This is a genomic window from Actinomadura sp. NPDC048032 (assembly GCF_040653175.1).
In the GTDB taxonomy this organism is placed as follows: Bacteria; Actinomycetota; Actinomycetes; order Streptosporangiales; family Streptosporangiaceae; genus Spirillospora; species Spirillospora verrucosospora.
On sequence record NZ_JBEZJP010000281.1, the window covers coordinates 1 to 10812 of the forward strand.

Annotated in this window: 10 protein-coding genes and 1 pseudogene; 1 reads left to right on the forward strand and 10 read right to left on the reverse strand. The window is 73.0% G+C overall.

Annotated features, from left to right (window positions below; translation table 11 throughout):
* Window positions 1–50: 50 nt before the first annotated feature.
* The 7 genes from htpX to AB0C69_RS28825 all read right to left on the reverse strand — a co-directional run bounded on the left by htpX (window position 51) and on the right by AB0C69_RS28825 (window position 7400).
* On the reverse strand, window positions 51–905 hold the full coding sequence (gene htpX, locus AB0C69_RS28795) for a zinc metalloprotease HtpX (RefSeq protein ID WP_345178305.1): 855 nt from the start codon (window positions 903–905) through the stop codon (window positions 51–53).
* A 77-nt stretch (window positions 906–982) separates the two neighbouring features.
* Entirely contained in the window at window positions 983–2470 is a 1488-nt protein-coding gene (locus AB0C69_RS28800) for an NADH-quinone oxidoreductase subunit N (RefSeq protein ID WP_360358308.1), read from the reverse strand.
* Complete coding sequence (locus tag AB0C69_RS28805; RefSeq protein ID WP_360358309.1) at window positions 2470–3978, reverse strand: NADH-quinone oxidoreductase subunit M; 1509 nt, start codon at window positions 3976–3978, stop codon at window positions 2470–2472. The genes AB0C69_RS28800 and AB0C69_RS28805 overlap by 1 nt, the downstream gene beginning before the upstream one ends.
* Window positions 3975–5837, reverse strand: coding sequence for an NADH-quinone oxidoreductase subunit L (locus AB0C69_RS28810; RefSeq protein WP_360358310.1), 1863 nt, complete (start codon window positions 5835–5837; stop codon window positions 3975–3977). Before AB0C69_RS28810 ends, AB0C69_RS28805 begins: the two co-directional genes overlap by 4 nt.
* Window positions 5834–6250 (reverse strand): NADH-quinone oxidoreductase subunit NuoK, encoded by a 417-nt coding sequence (gene nuoK, locus AB0C69_RS28815; protein WP_360358311.1) that lies wholly within the window; start codon window positions 6248–6250, stop codon window positions 5834–5836. Before nuoK ends, AB0C69_RS28810 begins: the two co-directional genes overlap by 4 nt.
* Window positions 6250–6843 (reverse strand): NADH-quinone oxidoreductase subunit J, encoded by a 594-nt coding sequence (locus tag AB0C69_RS28820; RefSeq protein ID WP_353831460.1) that lies wholly within the window; start codon window positions 6841–6843, stop codon window positions 6250–6252. The genes nuoK and AB0C69_RS28820 overlap by 1 nt, the downstream gene beginning before the upstream one ends.
* Window positions 6840–7400 carry an NADH-quinone oxidoreductase subunit I gene (locus AB0C69_RS28825; RefSeq protein ID WP_345178294.1) on the reverse strand — a complete coding sequence of 187 codons (561 nt, stop codon included), beginning with the start codon at window positions 7398–7400 and terminating at the stop codon, window positions 6840–6842. The genes AB0C69_RS28820 and AB0C69_RS28825 overlap by 4 nt, the downstream gene beginning before the upstream one ends.
* A gap of 369 nt (window positions 7401–7769) precedes the next feature.
* On the opposite strand from AB0C69_RS28825, the gene AB0C69_RS28830 reads away from it, so the two are divergent.
* Complete coding sequence (locus AB0C69_RS28830; RefSeq protein ID WP_353831461.1) at window positions 7770–8366, forward strand: helix-hairpin-helix domain-containing protein; 597 nt, start codon at window positions 7770–7772, stop codon at window positions 8364–8366.
* A 20-nt stretch (window positions 8367–8386) separates the two neighbouring features.
* Here AB0C69_RS28830 and AB0C69_RS28835 read toward each other — a convergent pair whose 3' ends face one another.
* The 3 genes and pseudogenes from AB0C69_RS28835 to AB0C69_RS28845 form a co-directional block, all read right to left on the reverse strand.
* Window positions 8387–9340 carry a complex I subunit 1 family protein gene (locus tag AB0C69_RS28835; RefSeq protein WP_345178290.1) on the reverse strand — a complete coding sequence of 318 codons (954 nt, stop codon included), beginning with the start codon at window positions 9338–9340 and terminating at the stop codon, window positions 8387–8389.
* Entirely contained in the window at window positions 9333–9899 is a 567-nt protein-coding gene (locus AB0C69_RS28840; RefSeq protein ID WP_360358312.1) for an NADH-quinone oxidoreductase subunit C, read from the reverse strand. The genes AB0C69_RS28835 and AB0C69_RS28840 overlap by 8 nt, the downstream gene beginning before the upstream one ends.
* Window positions 9900–10561: 662 nt before the next feature.
* Window positions 10562–10812 (reverse strand): annotated as a pseudogene (locus AB0C69_RS28845) (hypothetical protein); the annotation flags it as partial.

Consider the following 10812-nt stretch of genomic DNA (forward strand, 5'->3'; position numbering starts at 1 on the left):
GCGCTCTTGTTGGTTATGACGCGGCGGCGTCCGGAGTGGTTCGGGCGAATCTAGCGGCGGCCGGCCATGCGTTCCAGGCGGGCGATGCGGTCGGCGGTCGGCGGGTGGGTGGAGAAGAGCTTGCCGATGCCGGCGCCCTGGAACGGGTTGGCGATCATCAGGGAGCTGGTGGTGGCGAGCTCGGGGTCCTGTGGCAGCGGCAGCGCGCGGGTGCCGGCGTCGATCTTGCGGAGGGCGGAGGCCAGGGCGAGGGGGTCGCCGGTGAGGCGGGCGCCCGCGGCGTCGGCGGAGTACTCGCGGGTCCGGCTGATGGCCATCTGGACGACGGCGGCGGCGACGGGGCCGAGGATCAGCATCAGGAGGGCGCCGAGGACGCCGGGGCCGTCGTCGTCCTCGGAGCGGCCGATCGGCAGGAAGATCGCCAGGTGGGACAGGTACGTGATGACCGTGGCGATGGCGGCGGCGACGGAGGAGATGAGGATGTCGCGGCTGTAGACGTGGGACAGCTCGTGGCCGAGGACGGCGCGCAGTTCGCGCTCGTCCAGCATCTGGAGGATCCCGCGGGTGCAGCAGACGGCGGCGTTGCGCGGGTTGCGGCCGGTCGCGAACGCGTTGGGCTGGCGGGTCTCGGAGACGTAGAGGCGCGGCATGGGCTGGCGGGCCGAGGTCGCCAGTTCCCGGACGAGCCGGTACAGCACCGGCGCCTCGACCTCGCCGACCGGGTGGGCGCGCATCGAGCGGAGCGCGATGCGGTCGCTGAAGAAGTACGCGACGCCGTTGGTTCCGAGGGCGATGACCAGCGCGATCGCCAGACCGGTGCCGCCGCCGAACGTCCAGCCGGCGACCAGCACCAATGCCGACAGCGCAGCGATCAATGCTGCCGTCTTGACGCCGTTGAACCGCACCTGCGTTGCCTCCCCGTCGACTCCGGCATGAACATCAACGGTTTGACCTGGGGGAACGTTCCCAAACGTTTCCCCGGTTACGTGGCGTTCCCGACCGTCTGCAGGACGATCTGGGGCGCGACGGACAGCACGACCGCGCCCGCGGCCGCCGCGGTGATGGCGGCGCGGACGCCGAGGCCGGGCGCCGCGTCGTAGTCCTCGCTGGTGGCGGAGGGGGTGAAGAGGCGGACCGCCCACGCGAGGTAGTAGTAGAGACCGATCACGGTGTTGATCGCCATCACGACGGCGAGCCAGGTGACGCCGCCGGCGAGGGTGGCGCGGAACACGACGACCTTCGCGAACAGCCCCATGACGCCGGGGGGCAGGCCGGCGAGGCAGATGAGGAAGAAGGCCAGGGCGGTGGCCACGGCGGGACTGCGGTGGGCGAGGCCGCGGTAGTCGTCGAGGGTGTCCCAGCGTCCGGTGGCGGCGCCGCGGCGGTGGAAGCCGATCACGACGGCGAAGGCGCCGATGTTCATGACGGCGTAGAGGGCGACGTAGGCGGTGGTGGCGGCGACGGCCTCGGGGAGGCGGTGCGAGCCGACCGCGAGGGGCGCGAGCATGTAGCCGGACTGGGCGACCGACGACCAGGCCAGCAGGCGGATCGCGGTCCGCTGGCGGAGGGCGGCGAGGTTCCCGAGGGTCATGGTGAGGGCGGCCAGGACGGCGACGACGGGGCCCCACACGTGCCCGTAGGCGGGCAGGCCCAGGGCGAGGACGATCGCGAGCCCGGCGAACCCGGCGGCCTTGGAGACCACGGCGAGGAACGCGGCGACGGGCAGCGGGGAGCCCTGGTAGACGTCCGGCGCCCAGAAGTGGAACGGGACGGCGGCGACCTTGAACGCGAACCCGGCGAGGACGAGGACGGAGCCCAGCGCGGCGACGGGGTCGAGGTCGGCGGGGAGCCGGGCGAGGGCGGGCGCGATGCGGTCGAGGTGCATGGCGCCGGTCGCGCCGTACACGAGGCTGATGCCGAACAGCATGACCGCGGTGGACACGACGGAGACGAGGAACAGCTTCAGCGCGGCCTCGGAGGACGTCCCGTCGTAGCGGCGCAGCGCGGCCAGCGCGAACACCGGGAGGGAGAGGGTCTCCAGCGCGACGACCAGGAGGACGAGGTCGCGGGCGGCGACGAGGGTGAGGGCGCCGATGACGGCGGCGAGCAGCAGGAAGTGGTACTCCCCCACCGGGATCTTCGAGTCGGTGATCTCCTGGAGGGACAGCAGCACGACGATGACGGCGGCGCCGAGGATGATCCCCTGGAACAGCAGGGTGAAGTCGTCCGCGACGTAGGAGCAGGAGGCGGGGCCGCCGGAGCGCAGGCCGTCCGGCAGGCAGAAGGTGGCGCGGCGGTCCCCGGGGGCCAGTGCGATCACCGCGGCGAGCGTGGCGGCGAGGGACCCGCCGGACAGCAGGGACAGGACGCGGCGGGGCGCGTCGAAGGCGTCGGCGAGCAGCAGCCCGATCGCGGCGACGGCGAGGATCAGCGGCGGCGCGACCGCCGCGTAGTCGATGTCCTGGATCATCAGCCGCCTCCGAGCAGCGCGCGGACCGGACCCGTGGTCACGTCCAGCAGGGTCTTCGGCCAGAGGCCGACCAGCAGCGTCAGCGCGATCAGCGGCGCCCAGGCGGCGTACTCCTGGAGGGAGACCGACGCGACCGGGCCGCGGGGGACGGCGACGCCGTCGGACGGCCCGTGGGTGAGCCTCGCGAGCATCCGCAGGAAGTAGGCGGCGGTCAGGACGGTGCCGAGCGCGGCGACGGCCATGAACGTCACGAAGGTCTCGCGGGGCAGGTCGGCGTGCGGGCGGTACGCGCCGATCAGGGCGAGGACCTCGCCCCAGAAGCCGGCGAGGCCGGGGAGCCCGAGGGACGCGACGGACGCGAAGGTGAGGATGGAGGCCAGCCGCGGGGACGTGCCGAGCATGCCGCCGCCGAGGGCGTTCATGTCGGCGGTGCCCCAGCGTTCCTTGATCGAGCCGGCGAGGAAGAACAGCAGGCCGGTGATGAGGCCGTGCGCGATGTTGCCGAAGAGGGCGGCGTTGACGCCGACCGGGGTGAGGGTGGCGATGCCGAGCAGGACGAACCCCATGTGCCCGACGGACGAGTAGGCGATCATCCGTTTGAGGTCGCGCTGGGCGAGGCAGGCGAGCGCGCCGTAGACGATCCCGATGACGGCGAGGAGGCCGAGCCACGGCGCCCAGACCTGCGCGCCGCCGGGGGCGAGCGGGAGCGCGACGCGGACCAGGCCGTAGGTGCCCATCTTCAGCAGCACCCCGGCCAGCAGGACGGACCCGACCGTGGGGGCCTCGGTGTGCGCGTCGGGGAGCCAGGTGTGCAGCGGCCACATCGGCGCCTTGACCGCGAACCCGATCCCCATCAGGGCGAACGCGGTGATCTGGAGGCCGTGCGACAGGCCGGCTCCGTGCCGGGCGGCCAGGTCGGTCATGTCGAGCGTGCCGGCCTCGGCGCCGACGAGCAGCATCCCGGCGAGCAGGAACCCGGAGCCGAGGAGCGTGTAGAGGATGAACTTGGTGGCGGCGGCGCGGCGGCCCGTCCCGCCCCACAGCATGATCACCACGTACATGGGGACGAGGACGGTCTCGAAGAACACGAAGAACAGCACGAGGTCGAGCGCGACGAAGGTGCCGAGCATCCCGACCTCCAGGACGAGCAGCAGCGCGGTCAGCAGCCGGATCCGGCCGCCTTCCGGCGGGTGCCGCAGCGTGTAGAGGAAGCACAGGAACGTCAGCAGGGCGGTCAGCACGACGAGGGGCAGCGAGATCCCGTCCACGCCGAGGTGGAACCGCAGGCCGATGGCGGGCGCCCAGGGCCGGTCGACCTCCATCTGCATGCGGGACGTGCCGGCGAAGTCGAACGCGGTCAGCGCCGACACCGCGACGAGCAGGGTCGCGGCGGACACGGCCGTCCCGAACGCGCGGACGGCGAAGCCGGTGCGCAGGAACCGGTTCGCCGGGACGAGCATCGCCAGCGCCCCGAGCAGCGGGATCGCCATCATCAACACGAAGATCACTGGAAGATCACCACCGCGGCCGCGATGGCGGCGACACCGGCGAGCAGGCCGGTGAGGTAGGTCTGCGGGTTTCCGTTCTGGACGAATCTGACCAGGCCGCCGATCCGCCCCGCGCCGCGTCCGGCGCCGACGACGGCGGCGTCCACGCCCCGCTGGTCGAACAGGACGACATGTCGAGCCAAGGCCTGGACGGGCCGGACGATGACCGCCGTATAGAGCTCGTCCACGTAGAAGGCCCGCGCGAAGACGGTACGGACGGGGCCGAGCGCGCGCGCGGGATCCAGTGCCGGGTCGCGGTTCCACACAAGGAAGGCACCGCCCGCGCCCACCGCGAGCAGCAGCACGCTGAGCAGCGAGGCTCCGAGTTGGGGCCGCAGTTCCGAAGCCCCGAGGCCGAAGAATCCGAGGATCGCGGCGGGGACGGCCAGCGCCGCCACGGTCCACGACATGATCCGTGCCGGGTCGCGGACCTCGTACGTCCCGCGCCGCTCACCGAAGAACGTCATCAACCACGCACGCATCCCATAGGCGGCCGTCAGGACGACCGTGACGAGCAATCCCCCGTAGACCAGCCAGGCGATCCCGCCCGACGTGACCTCGCCGCCATGCAGGGCTGCCTGCTGGGCGGCCTCGATGACGGCGTCCTTGCTGAACCACCCGCTGAACGGCGGAACGCCCGCGAGCGCGGCGAAGCCCACGGTCATCGACCAGAACGTGAGGGGCATGCCGCGCCGCAGGCCGCCGTAGTGGGCGAGCATGTTCGACCCGGCGGTCACGATGACGCACCCGGCGGCCAGGAACAGCAGCGCCTTGAACGCCGCGTGCGTCAGCAGGTGGAAGATCGCGGCCGACCGCGCCCCCACCGCGAGCCCGGCGGCCATCACGGCGAGCTGGCTGATCGTGGAGTAGGCCAGCACGCGCTTCAGGTCGTCCTGGGCGAGGGCGGCGCACGCCGAGCCGACCATGGAGACCACCGCGAGGACGCCGAGGACGGCGAGCGCGGACGGCGCCGCGAGGAACACCCCGTACAGGCGCGCCACGACGTAGATCCCCGCCGCGACCATCGTGGCCGCGTGGATGAGGGCGCTGATCGGCGTGGGGCCCGCCATCGCGTCCGGGAGCCAGGTGTGCAGCGGGAACTGGGCGCTCTTGCCCGCGACGCCCGCGACCAGGAGCAGCGCGGCCGCCGTCGCCGTCGACTGCGGGAGGTCGCCGGCCGTCCGGACGATCCGGTCGATCTGGAACGTCCCCGCGCCCACGCCGAGCACGATCACGCCGATGAGGAAGCCGACGTCGCCGAGCCGCGTGACGAGGAACGCCTTGACCGCCGCCCGCGAGTTGGCCCGCTCCTCCCAGTGGTGCCCGATCAGGAAGTACGAGCAGATGCCCATGACCTCCCAGCCCACGTACAGGACGAGCAGGTCGCTGGAGTAGACGACGAGCAGCATCGCGGACGTGAAGAGGGAGATGAACGCGGCGTAGGAGGAGTACCGGCGGTCGCTCGACATGTACGCGACCGAGAACACCTGGACGGCGAGCGCCACGCAGCAGACCATGAGGCCGACCACCGCGGCCAGGCCGTCCACCTGGAACCCGACCCTGATCGGCACCGATCCGGTGTCGACCAGCGTGAGCACGCCGGTGCGCTCGCCCGGGTCGCGCCAGACGGCGAACGCGACGATCGCCGACAGGACGAGCGACACCGCGACCGGCGCGCAGGCGATCAGCGCGGGGCCGTTCCGCAGCGGCGACCCAGCGGGGCCGCCGCGCAGCGCCCGGGTCAGGGACGGGCCGAAGAGCAGGCCGGCGAACGCGGCGAGGAAGGGCAGCAGCGCGGCGAGCGACGCGAGCCAGATCACTGCGCCGCCTCCTCGCGCTCGGGCGCCGGTTCGGGAGTGCCCTCCCCGCCGCCGGACACGCGTCCGGCCGGACGGGGGACGGCCTCCGCGTCCTCCACGGCCTCCGCGTCTTCGGAGAGCGCGCGGAGGCGGTCGACGTCGATCATCTGCCGGTTGCGGAACACCAGCAGCACGACCGCGAGGCCGAGCCCGACCTCCGCCGCGGCGATCACGATGGTGAACAGCGTGAGGACCTGGCCGCCGTGCAGGCGGTCCCGGTACCAGACGTCGAACGTGACGAGGTTGAGGTTCACCGCGTTCAGCATCAGCTCGACCGACATCAGGACGAGGATCGCGTTGCGGCGCGCGAGCACCCCGTACACGCCGACGGAGAACAGGAGGGCGGCGACGACCGTCGGGTAGGCGAGATGCATCAGGCGGCGCCCTTCCCGTCCGGCTCCGCGCCGGGCTTCGCGTCCGGCTCCCCGACGGGTTTCCGGACCGGCTTCGCCTCCGCCGCCGGACGGGCCCGGATGTCGGACCGCGACAGGACGATCGCGCCGACCAGCGAGGCCAGCAGCAGCACCGACAGGACCTCGAACGGCAGCACCCACGTCCGGAACACGGCCCCGCCGAGCTCGTCCGCCGACCCGCCGCCCGCGCGCAGCGGCATCCGCGCGCCGCCGAACCCCATGACCGTCACCGTGACCAGGACGGCGGCCGTGGCGGCGGCGACGGCCAGCGCGGCCCACCGGTTCCCGGAGTCGAGGTCGGCGGACTGCCCGATCGGCGCCCGCGTCAGCATGACCCCGAACAGCAGCAGCACCACGACGGCGCCGACGTAGATGAGGACCTGCACCCAGGCCACGAACTCCGCGGTGAGGACGAGGTAGCCGCCCGCGAGCGCGCCGAACGACACGACCAGCCACAGCGCCGCGTGGACGAGCTGCCGCGTCGTGACCACGAGGATCGCGGAGCCGACGGCCACCACGCCGAGCAGCGTGAACACGATCTCCTGGCCGCTCATCCGCGCTCTCCCGGCCCCGGGGGCGGGCCCGTGCGGGGAGTCCGGGCGGCCCGCGCGGCGGCCTTCTCCGCCGCGGCCACCTCCTTCGGCGGCTCGGCGGACGGGTCGTGCGCCTGCGGCGGCGGGACGGTCCACATCCACTCCCGCAGCCGCTCCTTCTCGTGCGTCAGCTCGGCGATGTCGTACTCGGCGTACTCGAACTCCGGCGACCAGAACAGCGCGTCGAAGGGGCACACCTCGATGCAGATGCCGCAGTACATGCAGAGCGCGAAGTCGATCGCGAAGCGGTCGAGGACGTTGCGGGTCCGGGGGCGCCCGCCGCCTTCGGCCGGGAGTGTCTCCTTGTGCGAATCGATGTAGATGCACCAGTCGGGACACTCGCGGGCGCACAGCATGCACACCGTGCAGTTCTCCTCGAACAGCGCGATGACGCCCCTGCTGCGCGGCGGCAGGTCCGGTTGCACTTCGGGGTACTGGCGCGTTATGGACCGCCGCGTCATCGTCCGCAACGTGACCGCCAGCCCCTTGGCCAGCCCGCCTCCTGGTAGCCGTCCCACGCGCCCCATGATTGCGCACGATCGGCGCGGGGGGAACGCGACGGGTTCGGCGTTCGTCCAACGAGGTATAGGTCGTGTGCTAGTGCGCAGGCTTGCGGCCGGGGAGGGCATGTGGGTCATCACGCGGAGCGCCCCTACGATCCCGAGCCCGAGCACCGCTCCCGGCCGGCGTCCGACCACCCCCGTCCCCAGCACCGGCACCCGCCGCGACCTCCGCAGCGGCCGCACCCGGCGCCGGGCAGGCGCCCCCCGTACCCGGGTCCGCCCGGCCCCCCGTACCCGGGTCCGCCCGGGCACGCGCAGCCGCCCCTGCCGTCGCCCATCCCGGTGCCCACCCCGCAGACGGCCCGCGGAATCGTGTGGGCTTTCGTGCCCTTTGTCACGCTGGGCTACGGGACGCCGTTCTCGTTCCTGTACGCGGCCGTCCGGCGGCGGTCCCTCGGGCTCGGGATCACCGCCGCCGGCTACGGCGCCGGCACGGCCGCCGTGATGATGATGCTCCAGGCCGGCGACCCGATCTTCCTCGTCCTCGGCTCGTTCCTGGCGATCCTGCTGTGGATCGCCGGGACGGGGCACGCGTTCGCCGTCCGGCCGTCGGTCTTCCCCCGCGAGATACCCCGCAACGTGCTCAACGAGCACGCGATCGAGGTCGCCAGGTACCGGCGGTCGCTGCGCGAGCAGGCCCGCGCGCTCGCCGCCGAGGACCCGGCGCTCGCCCGCGAGCTGCGCATCGGCCGCCCCGACGTGCCGCGCGCCTATGACGACGGCGGGCTCGTGGACGTCAACCACGCGCCCCGCGAGATCATCGAGGCGCTGCCCGGCATGACCCCGGAGATCGCCGACCGGATCGTGCGCCGCCGCGCGCAGACGGGCGGGTTCGTCTCCGTCGAGGAGATGGCCCTCGACGCCGACGTCCCGCCGGACGTCCTCCCCCAGCTCGCCGACTTCACGATCTTCCTCCGCTGACCCCCCGGCGCCGGCGGCGCTCAGAGGGCGACCCTGAGGACGCCGGTCAGCGCGAGCTGGGCCAGCGACAGCGGGACGAGCCACGCCCAGGCGAGCTTCTGCAGCTGGTCCTCGCGCATGCGCGGGTAGCTGACCCGCAGCCAGATCACGCAGAACGCCAGCACGGCGATCTTCAGCAGCGTCCAGAGCCAGCCCAGCTCGGTGTTCAGGAACGGGCCCTTCCACCCGCCGAGGAACAGCACCGTCGTCAGCGCGCACAGCACGACGATCCCGGCGTACTCGGCCAGGATGAACAGCGCGAAGCGCAGCCCGCCGTACTCCGTGTAGGGGCCGAAGATGATCTCCGAGTCGGCGACCGGCATGTCGAACGGCGGGCGCCGCAGCTCGGCCAGGCCCGCGACGAAGAAGACCACGCCGCCGACCGCCTGCCACGGCAGCCACCACCAGCGCCACTCCTCCACGACGCCCTGCAGCGACAGCGTCCCCGCCGCCATCGCCACCGACGACGCCGCGAACACCATCGGCAGCTCGTAGGACATCAGCTGCGCCGCGACCCGCATCCCGCCGAGCAGGGAGTACTTGTTCGCGCTCGCCCAGCCCGCCATGATCGCGCCGATCACGCCGACGCCCATCACGGCGAGCGCGAAGAACACCCCGGGGCCGAGGTCGAGCGCGACCTGCCCGCCGGGCCCGACCGGGATCACCAGCAGCACCAGCAGGTACGGGACGATCGCCACGCCCGGCGCCAGCTTGAACACCCAGCGGTCGGCGTCGCGCGGTACCACGTCCTCCTTCTGCGCGAACTTGACGCCGTCGGCGACGAGCTGCGCCCAGCCGTGGAAACCGCCCGCGTACATGGGGCCGAGACGGCCCTGCATGTGCGCCATCACCTTGTGCTCGGCCTGCCCCACCAGCAGCGGGAGCACCGCGAACGCGCCCGCGACCAGCACCAGCTTGACCACGACCTCAAGCATGGGGCCCCCAGCCCTCCGGAACCCCGGGCGGGCGGACGCGGCGGCGGCTCGGCGCCCCGTGCCCCGACTCGCCCGGCTCCTTGGCGCCCGGCCACGGCTTGGCGACGCGGGCGGCGAGCACGAAGTCCTTGCGCAGCGGGTGGCCCTCGAACCCGTCGGGCAGCAGCAGGGGCACGAGGTTCGGGTGGCCCTCGAAGAGGATGCCGAACATCTCCGCCGTCTCCCGCTCGTGCCATGCGGCGCCCCGGTAGACGCCCGTCGCCGTCGCCAGCACGGGCGCCCGCTTCGTGACGCGCGTGCGGATCAGCAGGTGGTGGCGGCGCTCCAGCGAGTACACGTGGACGACGACCGCGAAGCCGTCCTCCAGCTCGTCGACGCCGGTCAGCCAGTCGAAGAAGCCGCAGGACAGGTCGTCGCGCGCGAAGGCGAGCGCGTCCAGCCAGAGCTCGGGCGACACCCCGACGGCCAGCCCGCCGAAGGTCTCCTCGGTGGTGACCTCGTCGCCGAAGCGTCCCGTCCAGGCGGCGGCGAGTTCCGCTCCCGGCGGCTGCGGGCTCATCGGTCGCGCCCGATCTGGTCGTCGTGGTCGTCGTCCACCAGCCCGGGGATGATCGACGGATCGTGCGACGGGACCGCGCCCAGGTCGTCGTCCTCCACCACCGGGACGGGCACGGTGACGTACTGGTCCTCGACCATGTGGACGGGCTGCGTCGTGTCCGACGGCCCAGCTGGAGGCGCGGCCTGTTCGGGTTCGGGTTCGGGCGCGGGTTCGGGCTCGCCCGAAACGTCGGCCTCGCCGAGATGCCGGACGGGCTGGGTGACGTCGGTCGGATCGACGGGCGGCGCTCCGGGCTCCGGCGCGACCGGCGGCTGGACTGGCGGCGTCCTGTCCTCCGGCCGGACGGGCTGCGCCTTGTCCTCCGGCCGGACGGGCGGCGTCTCGGGCCTCGGTTCGAGCTCCATCGTGGCCTCCGCGTCGCCGAGGTGCGGGACGGGCAGCGTCTCGTTGTCCGCGGCAGCGGTCTCTTCCGCCTCGTCCTTCGGGGGCTCGGCCTCATGGCCGTCGGCCTCCAGGCTGTGCCAGTGCTCGAAGCTCTCGTGCTCGTCGGACGGGGGCGGCGGCTGGAGCGGGCGGCGCAGGACGGTGGCCGGGAACGGACGCGGCGCGGGCGGCGGGGCGACGGGCTCGCCGCCGCCGTCCCCGCCGTAGCGGTCGCCCAGCGACTCGCCCGCGATCTTCTCCTGGAGGTGGACGATGCCCTGCAGCAGCGCCTCGGGCCGGGGCGGGCAGCCGGGGACGTAGACGTCCACCGGGATGATCTGGTCGACGCCCTTGGTCACGCAGTAGGAGTCCCAGTACGGGCCGCCGCAGTTGGAGCAGGCGCCGAAGGAGATGACGTACTTGGGTTCGGGTCGCCCGGGTCGGCGGCGGGTCGAGCTGCCGCAGCCAGGCCCGCTGCCCGTAGCGGTTC

Bases quoted from the DNA above. Each gene is read 5' to 3' on its own strand.
- AB0C69_RS28800 (WP_360358308.1), bottom strand. From the start codon at position 2,470: ATGATCCAGGACATCGACTACGCGGCGGTCGCGCCGCCGCTGATCCTC.
- nuoK (WP_360358311.1), bottom strand. From the start codon at position 6,250: ATGCATCTCGCCTACCCGACGGTCGTCGCCGCCCTCCTGTTCTCCGTC.
- AB0C69_RS28820 (WP_353831460.1), bottom strand. From the start codon at position 6,843: ATGAGCGGCCAGGAGATCGTGTTCACGCTGCTCGGCGTGGTGGCCGTC.
- AB0C69_RS28835 (WP_345178290.1), bottom strand. From the start codon at position 9,340: ATGCTTGAGGTCGTGGTCAAGCTGGTGCTGGTCGCGGGCGCGTTCGCG.
- AB0C69_RS28840 (WP_360358312.1), bottom strand. From the start codon at position 9,899: ATGAGCCCGCAGCCGCCGGGAGCGGAACTCGCCGCCGCCTGGACGGGA.